The organism is Luteibacter yeojuensis (assembly GCF_000964085.1).
GTDB lineage: Bacteria > Pseudomonadota > Gammaproteobacteria > Xanthomonadales > Rhodanobacteraceae > Luteibacter > Luteibacter yeojuensis_A.
Map to the genome: position 1 here is coordinate 231,489 of NZ_JZRB01000003.1, position 18,085 is coordinate 249,573.

At 67.8% G+C, this 18,085-nt stretch carries 15 protein-coding genes; 6 read left to right on the top strand and 9 right to left on the bottom strand.

Translation table 11 applies throughout. The features are described from left to right. Window positions 1-9: 9 nt before the first annotated feature. The 5 genes from VI08_RS02585 (at window position 10) to VI08_RS02605 (ending at window position 5,855) form a co-directional block, all read left to right on the top strand. Window positions 10-2,085, top strand: a complete 2,076-nt coding sequence (locus VI08_RS02585; protein WP_045827949.1) for an FUSC family protein — start codon at window positions 10-12, stop codon at window positions 2,083-2,085. A 181-nt stretch (window positions 2,086-2,266) separates the two neighbouring features. After that, complete coding sequence (locus tag VI08_RS02590) at window positions 2,267-3,292, top strand: amidohydrolase family protein (protein WP_045827950.1); 1,026 nt, start codon at window positions 2,267-2,269, stop codon at window positions 3,290-3,292. 77 nt (window positions 3,293-3,369) lie between these two features. After that, window positions 3,370-3,873, top strand: a complete 504-nt coding sequence (locus VI08_RS02595) for a hypothetical protein (protein ID WP_045827951.1) — start codon at window positions 3,370-3,372, stop codon at window positions 3,871-3,873. A gap of 18 nt (window positions 3,874-3,891) precedes the next feature. Beyond that, window positions 3,892-5,172, top strand: coding sequence for a kynureninase (gene kynU / locus VI08_RS02600; protein WP_045827952.1), 1,281 nt, complete (start codon window positions 3,892-3,894; stop codon window positions 5,170-5,172). Next, complete coding sequence (locus tag VI08_RS02605) at window positions 5,169-5,855, top strand: hypothetical protein (RefSeq protein ID WP_045827953.1); 687 nt, start codon at window positions 5,169-5,171, stop codon at window positions 5,853-5,855. Before kynU ends, VI08_RS02605 begins: the two co-directional genes overlap by 4 nt. 392 nt (window positions 5,856-6,247) lie before the next feature. On the opposite strand, the gene VI08_RS02615 is transcribed toward VI08_RS02605, so the two are convergent. The 9 genes from VI08_RS02615 to VI08_RS02655 all read right to left on the bottom strand — a co-directional run bounded on the left by VI08_RS02615 (window position 6,248) and on the right by VI08_RS02655 (window position 17,112). After that, complete coding sequence (locus tag VI08_RS02615; RefSeq protein ID WP_045827955.1) at window positions 6,248-7,555, bottom strand: MFS transporter; 1,308 nt, start codon at window positions 7,553-7,555, stop codon at window positions 6,248-6,250. 79 nt (window positions 7,556-7,634) lie between these two features. Then, window positions 7,635-8,888 carry a glutamate-5-semialdehyde dehydrogenase gene (locus tag VI08_RS02620; protein ID WP_045827956.1) on the bottom strand — a complete coding sequence of 418 codons (1,254 nt, stop codon included), beginning with the start codon at window positions 8,886-8,888 and terminating at the stop codon, window positions 7,635-7,637. Next, window positions 8,885-10,033: a glutamate 5-kinase gene (gene proB / locus VI08_RS02625; protein WP_045827957.1), complete on the bottom strand. Its 1,149-nt coding sequence runs from the start codon at window positions 10,031-10,033 to the stop codon at window positions 8,885-8,887. The genes VI08_RS02620 and proB overlap by 4 nt, the downstream gene beginning before the upstream one ends. 133 nt (window positions 10,034-10,166) lie before the next feature. Then, entirely contained in the window at window positions 10,167-11,447 is a 1,281-nt protein-coding gene (locus tag VI08_RS02630; protein ID WP_045827958.1) for an argininosuccinate lyase, read from the bottom strand. Window positions 11,448-11,457: 10 nt separating this feature from the next. Next, complete coding sequence (gene argC / locus VI08_RS02635) at window positions 11,458-12,405, bottom strand: N-acetyl-gamma-glutamyl-phosphate reductase (protein ID WP_045827959.1); 948 nt, start codon at window positions 12,403-12,405, stop codon at window positions 11,458-11,460. Window positions 12,406-12,410: 5 nt separating this feature from the next. Continuing rightward, window positions 12,411-13,676 (bottom strand): acetylglutamate kinase, encoded by a 1,266-nt coding sequence (locus VI08_RS02640; RefSeq protein ID WP_045827996.1) that lies wholly within the window; start codon window positions 13,674-13,676, stop codon window positions 12,411-12,413. Window positions 13,677-13,713: 37 nt separating this feature from the next. Beyond that, complete coding sequence (locus VI08_RS02645; protein WP_045827960.1) at window positions 13,714-14,811, bottom strand: acetylornithine deacetylase; 1,098 nt, start codon at window positions 14,809-14,811, stop codon at window positions 13,714-13,716. 10 nt (window positions 14,812-14,821) lie between these two features. Continuing rightward, a complete protein-coding gene (locus VI08_RS02650; protein ID WP_045827961.1) occupies window positions 14,822-16,030 on the bottom strand; it encodes an argininosuccinate synthase in 1,209 nt (402 codons plus the stop codon). 50 nt (window positions 16,031-16,080) lie between these two features. Next, complete coding sequence (locus tag VI08_RS02655) at window positions 16,081-17,112, bottom strand: N-acetylornithine carbamoyltransferase (RefSeq protein WP_045827962.1); 1,032 nt, start codon at window positions 17,110-17,112, stop codon at window positions 16,081-16,083. An 834-nt stretch (window positions 17,113-17,946) separates the two neighbouring features. On the opposite strand from VI08_RS02655, the gene VI08_RS22330 reads away from it, so the two are divergent. Further along, window positions 17,947-18,078 (top strand): hypothetical protein, encoded by a 132-nt coding sequence (locus tag VI08_RS22330; protein WP_269745819.1) that lies wholly within the window; start codon window positions 17,947-17,949, stop codon window positions 18,076-18,078. The last annotated feature ends 7 nt before the right edge of the window (window positions 18,079-18,085 follow it).

An 18,085-nucleotide genomic window follows, 5' to 3' on the forward strand; every position in this document is an offset into this window, starting at 1 on the left:
TCCCGCTCCATGAATTCCCCGGCCTACTCGCTCCGCGCCAGCGTCATCGAGACGCTGGTCCGCGTAAAGCGCCCCGACGTGCCCATGCGCGTCGCCCTGCGCAACACCGCGGCGGTCATCCTCCCGCTCGTGATCGGCACCGCCGTGGGTTACCCCGAGGTGGGCATCGGTGTGGCGGCCGGTGCGCTCGACACCATGTTCTCGGACCAGCCGGGCCCGTACCAGCAGCGGCTGAGCCGCCTGTTCCTCGCCGCGCTTTCCGCGGGGCTGGCGGGGCTGGTCGGCTTCCTCATCGGCAACGACGTGCTGCCCATGGCCGTGGCCTGCGCCGCCTGCGGCTTCTTCGGTGGCCTGCTCGTGGTGTTCGGCCCGGACATCGCGCGCGTGGGCATGACCAGCATGCTGCTGCTCGTCATCTGCGCGGCCGTGCCGAAGGATTGGCCGGGTGCCCTTGCCGGCGGTGGGCTCATCTTCGCCGGTGGCATGCTGCTGGCGGCGTTCTCCATCGCGGCGTGGCCGCTGCAACGCTACCTGCCCGAGCGCCGCGCGCTGGCCAATGTCTACCGCGGCCTCGCCGAGCTCGCGCGCAAGCCGCAGAAAGATGGCGAAGCGCCCGGCCTCAGCGACGCCATGAACGACCTGCAAAACTTCCTGCGCGGCCGGCACCATGCCCGCGGCCGCGCCATGGAGGCGTTCCGCGTGCTGCTCGACCTGGCCGAGCGCATCCGCCTCGAGCTCGTCGCCATGGCCGAGCTGGAAACCCGCCGCGATGGCATGGGCGAAATGTTCCGCACCGATGCCGCGCGCGTGCTCACCGCCACCGCGGCCGCGCTCGATGCGGCCGAACCGCCCGAGAAAGCGCAGCGTGCCCTCGCCACGCTGCAGGCGAGCGAGCGCGCGCTGCTATCCTCGGCCGCGCCCGGCATGGGCCTCACCGGCCATATCCACGCGCTCTCGGGCCAGCTCGCCGCCGTGGTGCGCAACACCAACTGGGCCGGCAGCCGCGGTGAAGAGCGCGCGCAGCGCGAGGAAACCGTGCTGCCGGAAACCCTGCGCAGCACCTCGCCGCTGGCGATGCTCCGCGCCAACATCACCCCGCATTCGGTGGCCTTCCGCCACGCGGTGCGCTGCTCGGTGGTGCTCACGCTCGCCTTCATCGTCTCGCGGCACTTCCACCTGCCGCACGGCTACTGGCTGCCGATGACGGCCGCCATCGTGCTGCGCCCCGATTTCGCCGCCACCTTCAATTTCGGCCTGCTGCGTGTCGTCGGCACCGTGCTCGGCCTCATGCTTACCACGTTCGTGCTGCGGCTCACGCCCGATGTGTTCGCCGCGCACATCGTCGTCATGGCCGTGCTGTGCGTGGCGTTCCGCTACCTGGCTGGCGCACACTACGGCATCGCCGTGGCCGCGCTGACGGGCACGGTGGTGGTGTTGCTCTCGTTCGAGGGAGTGGACCCCTTCAACGCCATGACCGATCGCGTGCTCAACACTGCGCTGGGCAGTGCGTTCGCCCTGCTCGCCTACGTGCTGTGGCCGTCGTGGGAGCGCCACCGGGCACGCACCGCGCTCTCCGAGATGCTGTGCGCGTACGCCGATTACCTCGAGTCGCTGGTGGCCCCCGCCGACCGCGCCACCCGCCACGAAGTGCGCACCGCCACGCGCACCGCGCGCACGAACGCCCAGGCCTCGGTCGACCGCATGCGCGCCGAGCCCGGCACCCCCGCGGTACTGCAGGAACTGGCGGAGACGCTGTTCGCCAACGGCAACCGCGTCGCCCGCACGGGCATGACCCTGGAGGCGCTCATCGACGTCGACGAGGTGCCTGCTGGCTGGGAGTTCGTCGGGCCGTTCATCCACGAGGCCGCCGTGGAGCTGCGCCGGCAGGGCGATGCGCTGACCGTGGCCGAGCCGGTGGACGTACCGCCGGGCCTGCGCGACCACCAGCGCGCGCTGGTGGAGGCCATGTCGCGGCTCGCGGATCGGGATTTCGCGGAGGCCGTGGGGCGGTTGACCGATCGCTTGACGGACAACGTCGACACGATTGCCCATCTTGTTAACCGGCGGAGTTCGGCTCCGGCCTGATCGCCCGCAAGCGGGCTCCCACCAGAAGCCGGAAGCCATCGCCCGCAAGCGGGCTCCCACATACAGCCGGAAGCCGGGTGGGAGGGTGGGAGGGTGGGAGCCCGCTTGCGGGCGATGCGCCGTGAAGGATCATGCTGCACCGCCAGAGGCGCCGGGCGGCAGCGAAGCCTAAACTCGGGCCATGCTCAAGATCGACACCCACGCGCATATCCTGCCCCGGGACTGGCCCGATCTGGCGTCCCGTTTCGGCGACGATCGCTTCCCGGTCATGACCCACAGCGGCGGCCACCACCGTATCTACCGCGGGGGCAAGTTCTTTCGCGAGGTGTGGGAGTCCGCCTTCGACGCCGAGCACCGCATCAAGGACTATGCCCGCTTCGGCGTCGGCGTGCAGGTGGTCTCCACCGTGCCGGTCATGTTCTCGTACTGGGCGAAGGGCTACCAGGCCCTGGAACTGCATGCCCACCTCAACGACCACATGGCCGGCGTATGCGAGGCGCACCCGCGCCACTACGCCGGCATCGGCACCGTGCCCCTGCAATCGCCCGACCTCGCCATCCGCGAGCTGGAGCGCTGCATCAACGAGCTGGGCCTTCAGGGCGTGCAGGTGGGCTCGCACTGCAACGACTGGAACCTCGACGCGCCTGAGTTGTTCCCGTTCTTCGAAGCCGCCGCCGACCTCGGCGCCGCCGTGCTGGTGCACCCGTGGGACATGATGGGCACCGACACCATGCCGAAATACTGGATGCCCTGGCTCGTGGGCATGCCGGCGGAGCAGACCCGGGCGGCGTGCTCGCTCATCTTTGGCGGCGTGCTCGAACGCCTGCCCGACCTGAAAGTGATGCTGGCCCACGGCGGTGGCAGCTTCCCCTACACCATCGGCCGCATCGAACACGGCTTCCGCATGCGCCCCGACCTGGTGGCCACCGACAACGCGCGCAACCCGCGGGAGTATTTTGGCCGCCTGTTCTTCGATTCCTGCGTGCACGACGATGCCGCCCTGCGCTACCTGCTGGGCACGGTGGGCACCGACCGCGTCATGCTCGGTACCGACTACCCCTTCCCGCTCGGCGAGCAGGAACCCGGCAGCGGCATCGAGGCCCTGGGCCTGGACGATGCCAGCCGCGCCCGCCTGTTCCACGGCACCGCGCTCGAGTGGCTGGGCCTGCCCCTTGCGCGCTACCAGCACGTCGCCGCGGTGGCGTGACGCCGCGCACACGCGGGCCACGGCCCGGTCGCGGCGGGTATGCCAAAATGGCTGATCTTCCCGGGGGAAAGACCACCATGCACCGCACCCTGCTGCGCGCCCTGCCGTTTGTCCTCGCCACTGCCCTTGCCGGGCCGGCCCTGGCCACCGATGTCGCCATGGGTGATGGCGCCGTCCATTTCACCGTGCCGGATGGCTGGACGCTGATCATGCAATCCAGTGGCGATGACGAGAGCCAGGTGTTCCAGGTGCCGGGCTCGAGCAACGCGGACGCCACGCTTGCCCGCGTCTCGGTGACGATGAAGAAGGCCAACAACCTCATCGCTTTCCAGCAGTTCTCGGGCGACATGCGCAACCGCGCCACCAGCCTCAAGGAATACGCCGCCGGCAAGCCCAAGGCGCCGACGGAGAACGTGTACACGGCAAAGGAAGGCACGGTGAAGCTCGATTATTACGAGCGCTATTTCTTCACCAACGGCTATGCCGTGCAGCTGCGCTGCGTGCGCCCCACGGGCGATGCGAAGTTCGCCGCCGCGTTCGATAAAGGCTGCGCCGCCGTCGCCGCCTCCATGCCCAACTGATGCCCCAGGTTTTGCCCCATGAACGGTTTTGAAGCCACGCGCGCCTGGGCCGACGCCCAGGACGCCGCCGACCCGCTGCGCCGCTTCCGCGACGAGTTCCATATCCCGCCGCACAACGGCCACGAGACGCTGTATTTCTGCGGCAACTCGCTCGGCCTGCAGCCCAGGGGCGTGCGTGCCGCCATCGAGGCGGAACTGCAGGACTGGTCCGAGCTCGCGGTGGAGGCGCACTTCCGTGGCCGGTCGCCGTGGATGCACTACCACGAGTACGTGCGCGACGCGATGGCCGAGGTGGTCGGCGCGAAACCGCACGAAGTGGTGGCCATGAACACGCTGGGCGTGAACCTGCACCTGATGATGGTGAGCTTCTACCGCCCGACGCGGGAACGCCCGGCCATCCTGATGGAAGCCGGCGCGTTCCCGACCGACCGCTACGCGCTGGAATCGCAGGTGCGCTTCCACGGCTTCGACCCGGCGACAGACCTCATCGAGATGCAGGCCGACGGCCCCGGCGGCACGCTGTCGATGGACGCCATCGAGGCCGCCATCGCCGAGCACGGCCACCGCGTGGCGCTGATCCTGCTGCCCGGCATCCAATACCGCACCGGCCAGGTGTTCGACCTCAACCGCATCGTCGAATGCGGCCATGAGAAGGGCTGCCTTGTCGGCTTCGACCTCGCCCACGCCGCCGGCAACCTGCCGCTGACGCTGCACGCCACAGGCGCCGACTTCGCTGTGTGGTGCACCTACAAGTACCTCAATGCCGGCCCGGGCGCCGTCGCGGGCGCGTTCGTCCACGAACGCCACGCCCATGCCGACGTGCCGCGCTTCGCCGGCTGGTGGGGGCACGACAAGAGCACGCGCTTCCAGATGGGGCCGCAATTCGTCCCCACGCCGGGGGCCGACGGCTGGCAGCTCTCCAACCCGCCGATCCTCGCCCTCGCGCCGCTGCGCGCCTCGCTCGACGTCTTCAGCCGCGCCGGCATGCCGCGGCTGGTGGAAAAAAGCCGCCGCCTCACCGCCTACCTCGACTGGCTCATCCGCTCGCGCCTCGACGACGTGCTCGATATCGTCACGCCAAACGACCCGGCACAGCGCGGCGCGCAGCTTTCCGTGCGCGTGCGTGCCGGGCGTGATGCCGGGCGTGCGTTGTTTACGTATCTCGAATCGAACGGCGTCATCGGCGACTGGCGCGAGCCGGATGTCATCCGCCTCTCGCCCACGCCGCTGTACAACCGCTTCGCGGATTGCCTTGGCGCCGTGGACGCCATCGACGCCTGGCGTGCGAGCCACGCATGAGTGCCGGCGACCTCTTCGCACCCGCGCACATCGAGCGCGGCGATGGCTTCGCCATGCAGGCCACGACGCACTGGCTGCGCCTGGTGCCCGGGCGGACCATGCTGGGCCTCAAGGCCGGCGGGCTTCCGGTGGAGCTCCCCGACCTGCCGAACGGCGTCCGCCACCAGGGCATCGAGGCCTCGACCGATGGCCACCGCGTGGCGCTGATCGACGTCAGCAGCCATTGGCTGCGCGACCATGGCGACATCACCGACCGCTACACCGCGAACCTGCGGCGGGTACTGGACAGCAAGGCGGCGCGCCTTGATGCCTACGCCAGGCACGTGGCGTTCAACGGCAGCATCGAGCTGTTCCTTGGACGTGAGCTGGACCGCGTGCCGCTGGAGATCGAAGCGGGCGATGGCTCGTACGAGATCGCCATCGACTTGCTGGCCCACGCGCCGCGCGAAGGGCGCACCGCGTTCGCCATGCCGAAGGGCGTGGGGGCCTCGAAGTACGACGACCCGGAGTTCCTCGCCGGCACGCAGGCGTGGATCGACGGTGCGCGGCTGCTGATCGAGTTCACGCCGGAAGAAGGTGGGCGACTGGAGACGCTGGCGTTGGATCGGGGGCAGTTCCAGGGGGCCCTGGAGCGGTGCTGGGCAGCGATGTTGGCGGTGTCGGGGCGGATGAAGCAGGCGTAGTGCCTGACAGAAAAACCCTACAGAAAAACCATCCTTGGACTACTGATCCGTCCTGCGGTGCTGGCTAAGCTCGTGTCCGTCACCACAAGGAAGGAAACCTGCTATGCGCTCGACACGGATGTCGCCGGAACGCCGCCGCTTTTGGCGGCTCATGATCATCGTACCCCTCGGGATAGCGTTCCACACCTGGGTGCTATCGATGTGCGCGCAATTCGATGGCATGACGAAAGATGTCGTTTTCTACTTGTTACTCGGCGCAATTCCTTGCGCCTCATCATTTGCCGTCCTCCATCTCACGCTTCAGTACGAGCGAAAGAGCGCGACACAGTCCGGCTGCAACTAGCGAGATCCTTAGGTAATCAACCAGCACGCCGCGCACAGGGAGGCAGCCATCAGTCCTCCAGGATCAGGCTGTCCGTCCGCGTATCGCGCATCCGCAGGTAGACCACCAGCGACAAGCCGATCATGACGGTTACGTACCAATAGAACCCCTGCTCCCAACCGGCGCCCTTGAAGCTAAGGGCGACGTATTCCGCCGTGCCACCGAAGATCGTATTGGCGAGCGCATACGGCAACGCCACCCCGAGGGCGCGGATATGCGCCGGGAACAGCTCCGCTTTCACCACCGCGTTGATCGAGGTGTAACCCGTGACGATGACCAACGCCGCCATGACCAGCAGGCCGGCGACGATGGGGTCGCGCGTGGTCTCCAGCGTGCTGAAGATGGGATAGGTGCACAGGACGCCGAGGATGCCGAAGGCCACCATCAGCGGCTTGCGGCCGATGCGATCGCTCAGCGCGCCCGCCACCGGTTGCAACAGCATGAAGACGAACAACGTCACGGCGTTGATCTGGCTCGCCGCCTCGCGACTGAAGCCGCTGGTGTTCACCAGGAACTTCTGCATGTAGATGGAGTAGGCGTAGAACGCCAGCGTGCCGCCTGCGGTCAGCAGCATCACCAGCAGGGTCTCCTTCGGGTGCTGCTTGAACAGCACGACGAAACCCGACTTCGGCGCGTCGGCTGCCTTGATGTTCTTGAAGCTGTCCGTCTCCGCCAGCCCGCGACGAATGCGGAACACGACGATGGCCAGCACGGCGCCGATGGCGAACGGGATACGCCAACCCCACGCGTCCAGCGTCTCCTTGGCCATGATGGCCTGGAGCACCAGCAGGAGCAGGATGGCCAGTAACTGGCCGGAGATCAGGGTGACGTACTGGAATGCCGAGAAGAAGCCGCGACGATCCTTGCCAGCCATCTCCGACAGGTAGGTGGCGCTGGCCCCGTACTCACCGCCCACTGAGAGGCCCTGCATCATGCGGGCGATGACGAGCAGCGTGGGCGCGGCAATGCCCCAGGTCTCGTAACCCGGCGTACAGGCGATGATGAGCGAGCCGGCGCACATGAGCGTGACAGAGAGCGTCAGGCCCGCCTTGCGGCCCCGCCGATCGGCATAGATGCCCATGATCCACGCGCCGATGGGGCGCATGACGAAGCCTACCGCGAAGACCGCCGCCGCGCTGAGCAGCTGGGCGGTCTGGTTACCCTTTGGAAAGAAGTGCGGCGCGAAGTACAGGGTGAAGGCCGCATACACGTACCAGTCGAACCACTCGACTAGGTTGCCGGTGGAGCCGCCGATGATGGATTTCAGGCGGTGGCGAGTTCCGGCGCCAGGGGCGCCCGGTGAGGCATGGGTGGTCATCAAGGCAAGCCGGGGACGATGAAACGTCGCCAAACCTTACACGAGTCGGCCACGGCACGAGGCTACGAATGATCTCAGCTCACACCGGATGCCGCGTCTGCCCCTCTCCACGCACCACGAACCGTTCCACGGTCAACGACTCGGCCCCCATCGGCCCATACGCATGCAACCGCGTCGTCGAGATGCCGATCTCCGTGCCGAGCCCGAGCTCGCCGCCATCGCTGAACCGGGACGACGCATTCACCATGACGACTGCAGAGCGCAGTGCCTTGACGAAGCGATCGGCGGCGAGGATGTCCTGGGTGGCGATGACTTCGGTGTGGTCGGAGCCGAAGCGGCGGATGTGGATGATCGCTTCGTCGATATCGGGCACCACGCGGACGGCGATGACGAGGTCGAGGAACTCCGCGGCGTAGTCTTCGTCGGTGGCGATGCCGACCTCGGGCGCGAGGATACGTGCGGTCTCGTCGCCGCGCACCTCGACGTTGCGGGCGTGGAGCGCCGCGACAGCCTTGGGGAGGAACGAGGCGGCGATGTCGCGGTGGACGAGCAGCGTCTCTAGCGCGTTGCACACGCCGGGGCGGCTGGTCTTGCCGTCGATGAGCAAGTCGATGGCCAGGGCCTCGTCGGCGTCCTTGTCGACGTAGAGGTGGCACACGCCTTTGTAGTGCTTGATGACGGGCACACGCGCGTGTTCGGTGACGAAGCGGATGAGGCCTTCGCCGCCGCGCGGTATCGCCAGGTCGATGATGTCGGCGAGCTGGAGCAGCTCGACCATGGTCTCCCGGCTCGGGTCATCGACGACGGTGATGGCGGCTTCGGGGAGGCCTTGGTCGCGCAGCGCACGGCGCAGGGCCGCGGCGATGGCGAGGTTCGAATGCATGGCGTCGGAGCCACCGCGCAGGATCGCGGAATTGCCGGCCATGAGGCACAACGCCGCGGCATCGGCGGTGACGTTGGGGCGGGCCTCGTAGATCATCGCGATGACACCGAGCGGAATGCGCACGCGTTCCACGCTGATCCCATTCGGCCGCACTTCGCGCCGGGTGACGAGGCCTACCGGGTCGGGTAGCGCCGCGACCTGGCGGATGGCGGCGACGACGCCTGCCACGCGGCCTTCGTCCAGCCGCAGCCGGTCGAGCATCGCGGCGCTGGTGCCGTTGTGGCGTGCCGCCTCCATGTCACGGGCATTCGCCTCGAGCACGGCGTGCGTGTCGGCCGCCAGGGCATCCGCCATGCGGTTGAGCAGATGCTGCTTCGCGGCCGTGTCGAGGGCGGCGATGGCCGGGGCGGCATCGCGGCAGGCCAGGGCCTGGTCTCGCAGGTGGGTCATGGCAGCCTCGCGGGGTCGGGGAGGACGACGAGGTCGTCGCGGTGGACGATGGTCTCGCCATAGCTGTAGCCGAGCACGGCGTCGATGTCACGCGTGTGCCGCCGGGCGATGCGGCGGACATCGGTGGCCGCGTACTGTGCGATGCCCCGGGCAAAGGGCGCGCCTTCGAACGCGATGTCGATGACGTCGCCGCGGGCGAAGTCACCGTCGGCGCCGAGGACGCCACCCGGGAGCAGCGACGCGCCACGGCCACGCAGCGCCTCGAGGGCGCCCGCATCCACGCCAACGCAGCCCACAGCGGGTGCGTGCCGCAGCCAGTATTTGCGCGCGGCGAGGCGCGAGCGCGGTGCGCGCAGGCGCGTGCCGGTGAGCACCCCATCGGCCATGCGGGCGAGGCAGGCGGCATCGCGGCCGTCGAACAGCACGGTTTCGATGCCGGCGGCCGCAGCTTTCATCGCGGCTTCCAGCTTTGTCCGCATGCCACCCGTGCCCGCGGCCGTCCCTGCCCCACCCGCGCTGGCCAGGTGCACGGGCAGCACTTCGTCGAGGTCGAGAACCGGAACCGCGGAGGGCTCAGTGCGCGGGTTCGCGGTGTAGAGGCCGGCGATGTCCGAGGCGATGAACAGGACGTCGGCGTCGACCAGTGCCGCGACGATGGCGGCGAGGTTGTCGTTGTCACCGAGCTTCAGCTCGTCGACGGCGACGGTATCGTTCTCGTTGATGACCGGGATGGCACCGAGGGCCAGCAGCTCGCGCAGCGTGGTGCGCGCGTTGAGGTAGCGGCGGCGGTTGCGCAGGTCGTCATGGGTGAGCAGCACCTGGGCCACGGGGGCGTCGAAGAAGGTCTGCCACAGGCCGACGAGGCGGGTCTGGCCGAGCGCAGCGAGCGCCTGGCGGCCGCCAAGGCCCGTGCCGCCCGTGCCCGGGGCCTGGGGTGGGACCAGGCCGCGGCCGGCGGCCACGGCGCCGGAAGAGACGATGACGACTTCCCTGCCCGCCTGGCGGCTGGCGGTGACGAACGCGGCCAGCGCGTCGGCGTGCTGGCCAGTCAGCGCGCCATCCGGCGTGGCCAGGAGGCTGCTGCCCACCTTGAGGACGGCGCGGCGCCAGGTGGGCAGGGGTTGGGCGGTGAAGCCGGATGACATGCTGCCTCCGTGAACTTCGTTTTGCTTGGTGTAGGAGCGCGCGTGCGCGCGATGCCTTTCGCGGAAGAGCTACAGGGCCTGACGCGCCCGGCGAAAAGATGTCGCGCGCAAGCGCGCTCCTACAGGGGGCTGGTTAGAGCCTTGCGCGGAGGGTTTCCAGCATCAGGTCGTGGCCGGCGCCGGGGGAGGTGCGGGCGGCGAGGCTGCTTTCGGGCGAGCGGCCTTCGCCTGCCGACGCGGCGGTTTCGGCGGCGGCGCGGTAGGCGTCGCGGAATGGCACGCCGGCCACGGCCTGCTCGATCGCGACGTCGGTGGCGTACATCGCCGGTTCGATCGCGGCACGCATCTTGTCGGCCTTCCACTCGAAGCGGGCAAGCATGTCGGGCAGCAGTTCCAGGGCGCCCAGGCCCATCGAAAAGCCGTGGAACAGCGAGCCCTTGGAGAATTGCAGGTCGCGCTGGTAGCCCGAGGGCAGCGAGAGCAGCTGCTCGATCTCGGTGCGGGCGGCGGCGACGCTGGCGTAGCTGGCGCGCAGCAGTTCCACGACATCGGGGTTGCGCTTGTTCGGCATGATCGACGAGCCGGTGGTGTATTCCGCCGGCAGCTTCACGAAGTCGAACTCCGCCGTGGTGAACAGCGACAGATCCCACGCCAGGCGACGGGTATCCAGCAGCGCGGTGCCCACCGCATCCAGCGCGGCCATCTCGAACTTGCCGCGCGACAGCTGCGCGTAAATCGGCGATACCTGCATGCGGGCGAAGCCCAGCGCCTTCGTCGTATGTGCGCGGTCGAGACCCACGTTCACGCCGTAGCCGGCCGCGGTGCCCAGCGGGTTCGCATCGATGAGTTCGAGCGCCTGGCGGGCGCGCAGCGTGTTGTCGATGAAGGCCTCGGCGAACGCGGCAAACCACATGCCGGTGGACGACACCACGGCGCGCTGGATATGCGTGTAGCCCGGCATCGGCAGCGCATCACCGGCGGCGCGATCGAGGCATACCTCGGCGATGCGACGGCACAGCGCTTCCAGCGTCGAGAGCTTCTCTTTCAGCCACAGGCGCGTGGCGACCAGGATCTGGTCGTTACGGCTGCGACCCGTGTGGACGCGGCGGCCGGCGTCGCCCAGGCGCTCCGTCAGGCGCGCCTCGATGGCCGAATGGCCGTCTTCGAAGCGCTCGTCCAGCACGAACGCGCCAGCGCTGAAGTCGGCGGCGAGCGCATCGAGCTCCCGCTTCAGCGCGTCGCGCTCATCGGCCGAGACGACACCGATCTTGGCGAGACCTTCCACGTGCGCCTTGCTGGCGGTGATGTCGTGCAGGAAGAACTCGCGGTCGAGCACCACGTCGTTGCCCGCGAGGAAGCGCATGATCTTCGCGTCGACCTGCGTATCGGATTTCTGCCACAGCGGCTGGGTCATCTGCAGGTCCTTAAACGGGGATGGCGGTGAGCTCGTCGAAGCCGAGCGCACGGTTAACGTTTTGCATGGCCTGCGTGGCCGCGCCCTTCAGGAGGTTATCCAGCGTGGCCACCACGACCACGCGGCGGCCATCGGCCGACATGGTGAAGCCGCCCACGTCGAGGTGGTGCTGGCTCGCGATGTGGCTGACCCACGGCGCCTCGTCCACGACATGGATGAGCTTCTCGCCCTGGTAGCGGTTGGCGAAGCGGTTGGCGATCTCCTCGCGCTTGGCCGGCTTGGCCAGGTAGAGGTTCGTCGTGACGGTGAGGCCGCGGAAATGCGGCGCCACGTGCGGCATGAACTCCACCGGAAGGCCAAGGTGGCGGCTGGCTTCCTTCTCATGCATGTGCCCGGTAAGCGAGTACGGCATGAGGTTGTCGCGCAGTTTTTCAGGGTCGTTGCGGTCCGACGGCGTCGTGCCGGCACCCGAATAGCCCGAGACACCGAACGATACCGGCGGCGCCGCCAGCAGGTCCTTGATGGGCGCGATGGAGGCCTGGATGGCGGTGGCGTAGCAGCCGGGGTTGCTGATGCGCTTCTCGCCGCGCCAGCGGTCGCGGTAGAGCTCGGGCAGGCCGTAGAACCAGCGCTCGTCGAAGCGGTAATCCGCCGAGAGGTCGACGATGACGGTATCGCCGCCGGCCTTGTCGATGGCTTCGACATAGGGCGCGGCCTTGCCGTTCGGCAGCGCCAGCACCACCACGTCCGCAGCCTCGGCCGCGACGCCCGCGGGGTCGAGATTCACGTAGGTGAGCTCGCCCTTGTACACGTCGTTGTGGTCGGCCAGGCGCTGGCCGGCCAGTTCGCGCGACGAGACGAAGGCGAGCGCCAGCGAGGGATGGTTTGCGATAAGGCGGATCAGTTCCGCGCCGGTGTGGCCGCGCGCGCCGACGATGCCGATGGTTTTACGGGACATGCCGTTCAGTCCTGCAGGGTGGGGATGCGGGTGGCGCAATGCGCCACGCAGTGCTCGATGTCGGCGAAGTTATCCAGGCCGTACCAGAACACCTTCCAGCGCGCCTGCTTGAAGCAGCCGTCGGATTCCGCGTAGTAGAAATGGTTGATGGCGTTGCCGTGGCGCGAGCGCCAGAACAGCGTGGGGTTCTCGTCGCGCATCACCTGCCACACGGCGCGGCCCAGGCCCTCGCCCTGCGCATCGTCGAGCACCGCGAACTTGTCCAGGTAGGCAAAGCCGTCTTCCATGGTGAGCACCATGGCCGCGCGGTAGTTTTCCGAGACATACAAGCGGTACAGGTCGGTGCGCTCGAAGTAATCCGGCACCAGCGTGCGGCCGAAGCTGGATTCGATGAGCACGCGCATGCGCGCCAGGTCCACGCCTTCCCACGAGGTGAAGCGAAGCACGCGCTCGCCGCGGCGCACCAGCGTGCCCGAGCCCTTGTGCGTGAAGAGTTCCTTCGCCAGGTCGGCGGGGCGCGTGATCGACACCGACGAGGTGAGCGGCAGGTCGTCGAGCAGGTCCTTGATCTGCTCCACCTTCAGGCGCATGCCCGAATGCAGCCAGGGCTGCTGGATCAGGTGGTCGAACTCGGTGGAAAGGTTGATCGAATCGATGATGTTGCCATCGCCGTCGAGCAGGCCGCCCGTGCCGGTGAGGAACACGATCTTGTACGGCTGCAGCACGCGCACCAGTTCGTTCGCGGCGAAGTCGGCGTTGATGTTGAGGATCTGGCCGGCCTCGGTTTCGCCCAGGCTGGCGATGACCGGGATCGAGCCCGCGCGCAGGCTCGCCTCGATGGGCGCCAGGTTGATCGACCGCACCTTGCCCACGAGGCCCAGCTGGTCGGGGTCGAGGTAATCGGCCGTGAACACGCCCGAGGGCACCGAGGTGGCGCGGGTATCGACTTCCTGCAGCGCTTCCACCAGGCGCAGGTTCTGCGACTGGAACACGCGGCGGACAATGGCCAGGGCTTCCGGCGAGGTCACGCGCAGGCCGTTCACCGTCTTCTTCTCGATGCCGGCGGCGGCGAGTTCTTCATCCAGCTGCGGGCCCGCGCCGTGCAGCACGATGGGCGTGAGGCCCACCTGCTGCAGGAACGACAGCGACGAGGTGAGGTCGGCCAGCTCGTCGCGCAGCACCGCGCCGCCCACCTTCACCACGGCGAAGCGGGCGGCGTCGAGCTGGGAGAAGCGCTTGAGGTACTGCTGGATCTCGCGCGCGCTGCCCATGGCGGACAACAGGCGGACGATGGTCTTGCGGGTGTTTTTAGATTCCACGATCAACGATCCGGAGGATGGTCTGGGCGTACGTGCCCAACTGGTCGAGGGCGACCCATTCGTCGGCGGTGTGCGCCTGCGCGATGTCGCCGGGGCCATAGACGAAGCAGGTGTAGCCGGCCTTGGAGAACAGCGCGGCTTCGGTCCAGAAATCGACGGCGTTGCCCACCGGGATCTCCAGCTCGTCGGCGAGGTCGCGCGCGGCGAGGCGGCGGGCCTCGGCCGTGGCGGTGTCGCCGGCCGGCAGCGAATCGCCGCGGAAGGTCTCGCCGTATTCCACCGGGTACGGCTCCACCAGCGTGCGGAAGGTCTCGAGCAGCGCGTCGGCATCCATCGAGGGCAGCGGGCGGAAGCCAAAGCGGATGTCCGCCGTGGGCGCGATCATGTTGGCCTTGATGCCGCCCTCCACCTTGCCGATGTTGAAGCGCAGGCCGGTGAGGCCACCGAAGCGCTCGTGCGACAACGCCTGCACGTGGTCGAGCGCGGCGGCACCCCAGCGGATGCCCTGGTGCAGGGCGCTGTCCGACGGGGTCTGCTGGCCCGAGGCGTGGGCGGCACGGCCCTTGAAGCGCATCTGCACCGAGTGGATGCCACGGTGCGCCAGCACCGCCTCGCCCTGGGTGGGCTCGGCGACGATGATGGCGTCGTAGGCCGGCTTGCCCTTCAGGAAGCCATCGATGCAGCGCGCATCGTTGGCTTCTTCGTCGGTGGACAGCAGCAGCGCCATGTCGCCCTGCGACGCGTTGGCGACGGCCACGAGCGCCGCGGCGGCGCCCTTGATGTCGCACGCACCCAGGCCGATGGCACGGTCTTCCGTCACCACCAGCGCGTGCGGGTCCTGGGTCCAGTGCGGGCTGTCGGGCACGGTATCGAGGTGCACGTTGAAGAGCACCTTCGGCGTGCCACGCACGGCGTAGAGGTTCACGGCGCCGGCACCGAAGTCCGTCACCTGCACGTCGAACCCCGGCAGGTTGGCGCGCAGGTAATCGAAGATGCCGCCCGTGCCGATCTCGCGGGGCGGGTTGCGCGTGTCGTACGAAACGAGCGCGCGCAGGTGGTCGAGCGTTTCCTTAAGGAGCGTATCCATGGGGCCTCGGTTACTTGCCGCCGTTGGCACGGTCGACTTCCGCCCAGATGGTGGAGCTCATGCCATACAGCTTGATGAAGCCCTCGGCCTCGGCGACGCCCCAGTCGGCGGCCTGCGCGTACGTGGCTTTCTTCGAATGCAGCAGGTTCTTCGATTCCACCTTCACGGCATAGACGATGCCGCCGCGCGTCTCGACGATGACCTTGCCATCGACCTTGCGCTGCGTGCTCACCAGGTAGGCCTCCAGGTCGGCCTTGATCGGGTCGTTGAAGAAGCCTTCGTAGGCGATCTCGGTCCACTTGCGGCCGATCTCGGGCTTGAACCGGTTCTGCTGCTTCGACAGCACGGTTTCTTCCAGCGCGCGGTGCGCGGTGAGCAGCGCGGTGAGCGCGGGCGCCTCGAACACGATGCGGCCCTTCAGGCCGATATTGGTGTCGCCGGTGTACAGGCTGCGGCCCACGCCGTACTTCGCCAGCTCGCGGTTGAGGAAGGCGAGGATTTCCGGGCCGGTGGCCGCCTTGCCGTTGAGCGTGGTGGCCACGCCCTTCTCGAAGCCGAGCTCGATGCGCAGCGGTTCGGACGGCCATTCGGCGCGCGGCGCGCACCAGGCCACGGCGCCCTCTTCCGGGATCTCCCACGCATCGATCTCGCCGCCGGAGATGGTCACGCCCAGCACGTTCTCGTTGATGGTGTAGTGCTTGGTCTTGGCGCGGACTTCGAAGCCCTTGTCTTCCAGATACTTCTGCTCGTAGGCACGCACCTGCGTGTGCTCGCGCTGGATCTCGCGGATCGGCGCCACGATGGTGTAATCGCCCAGCGCCTTCACCGTGAGGTCGAAGCGCACCTGGTCGTTGCCCATGCCCGTGCAGCCGTGGGCGAACAGCTTGGTACCCAGCTCGTCGCAGCGCTCCAGCGAGGCCTTGACGATGAGGTAGCGGTCGGACACCAGCAGCGGGTACTGGCCCTGGTAGAACTCACCGGCCCAGATCAGCGGGGTGACGAAGCTGTCCCAGATGGCCTGCGAGGCATCCACCGTGCGGTGCGACGCGGCGCCCAGCTCGTGCGCACGCTGTTCGATGTACTCGCGCTCCTCGGCGGAGACACCGCCCGTATCCACGAACACGGTGTGCACGGCGTAGCCGCGCTCCATCAGGTACGGGACGCAAAAGCTGGTGTCGAGGCCGCCCGAGAAGGCGAGGACGATATCTTTGCTGGACATGCTGGCTCCGGAAGAGGCTTGGAATAAGGGGTTTGAAGAGGGGGGGCGGATCAGAAACCGAGGCCGGACTTCACGCCCGGCTGCGACATGAGCGAGGCCATGACGGCCTTCTGGACATGCAGGCGGTTCTCCGCCTCGTCCACGGCGATGCAGGCCGGCGAATCCATCACCGCATCGGTCGCCTTGATGTTCCGGCGCAGCGGCAGGCAGTGGCTGAAGAGGCCGTTGTCGGTGAGGGCCATCTTGGCCTCGTCGACGATGAAGTGCTTGTGCGCGTCGCGGATGGCCTTTTCCTGCTCCCAGCGGCCGAAGTACGGCAGCGCGCCCCAGCTCTTGGCGTACACCACGTGCGCGCCGCTGTAGGCGGCTTCGATATCGTGCGAGACCTGCAGCGAGCCACCGTTTTCCTTCGCGTTTTGCGCGGCGAAGTCCATGTAGCGCTCGTCCAGGATGTACTCCGGCGTGGGGCAAAGCAGGGTCACGTCCATGCCCATCTTGGTGGCGATGAGCAGCGCGGAGTTGGCCACCGCGGTGTTCAGCGGCTTCGGGTGGTACGTCCAGGTAAGCACGTACTTCTTGTTCTGTAGATCGCCCAGGTGCTCCTTCATGGCCAGCGCATGCGCCAGCTCCTGGCAGGGGTGTGTGATCGTCTCCATGTTGATGACCGGCACCGTCGCGTACTGGGCGAACGCCTTCAGCACCTTGTCCTGGCGATCGACCTGCCAGTCCTGGAACTTCGGGAAGGCGCGGACCGCGATGAGGTCGACATAGCGCGACAGCACGCGGGCCACTTCGGCGATGTGCTCTTCGGTGTCGCCATCCATCACCGTGCCCACTTCGAACTCGATGGGCCATGCGTCCTTGCCCGGGGCCAGCACCACGGCATGGCCGCCCAGCTGGAACGCGCCGATCTCGAAGCTGGTGCGGGTGCGCATGCTGGGGTTGAAGAACAGCAGCGCGATGGCCTTGCCGGCCAGCTGCTGGCCCTGGGGCGAGCGCTTGAACTCGGCCGCCTGCTCAAGCAGGGCGTCGATTTCGGCGCGGCTGTAGTCGGTGGTGTTGAGGAAATGGCGGACGGTCATGGCAATCCAGTGGAGAATGGGGAATCCGAAACGAAAAAACCCGGCACGTGGCCGGGTTTTTTAGTCGATGCGAATGAAACGCGCGCGACAGCCTACCCGGCCGAGTACCCGATGTACGGTCGACGAGCACGCGAGGTCATCCCTGCGGCCATGCGGGCGCTGGTGAAGACGTTCGAGGTGTAGTCGGCGTGGGACACGGCGGGTCTTGGCTTGGGTAGAACCCCGATGATGCCGTGGTTTGCTGCGGTGCGCAACCACCCGGGGGCTTTGGGCGTCCGGGAGGCTGCTTGGCTGTGGGGGGCTGCTTGGCTGTGGAGGGGCTGCTTGGCTGTGGGGGGCTGCTTGGCTGTGGGAGCTTGCTTGCAAGCGATGCTCTTTGATCGGTTCATTCGCTGTCGCGAATGCATGTCTTAAGCGGCATGCGCCGCCTAAGCCTGGGTGTGTCGAGGCGAAGAGCCCTTGGTGCCCACCCTCGCTGCTCAGACAGGTCCTCCGCGTTCGATAAGGAAAAGGCTGCTGCCGCAGCCCCTTGTGTACTTATTTGGCCTACGGCCGCTGCACTTGTGCGGAACTCGCCTCGAGGGTGGACACCAAGGACTCTTTGCAACACGGAGGCGACATGGGGTCGAGCCACGCTCGCGGCTCGGGGCGCCCGCCCGGAGAAGCGGATGCGGACAGGTGGTTGTCCGCGGACAGCAAGGCGCAGCTCGCGGGTCGTGGTGAGAATGGCTTGAAACCGGGCTTTGCGACGTGGTTCTCCGCTTGGCACGGCCGATGCAACCCCTCTGGCGAAAGGGCAAACACGCCCACCCGCTAAGCCTGAGGAGAACCACCATGAAAGCCGAAACCTTCCTGCTGAAGACCTTCTTCGTCGCCGCCGTGCTGACCTGCATGCTGACCCTGGGCGCGATGGTGACGACCAATCCCACCCACGCGGCCGCCACACTCGTCGCCTCGGCCCGCTAATCCTCGA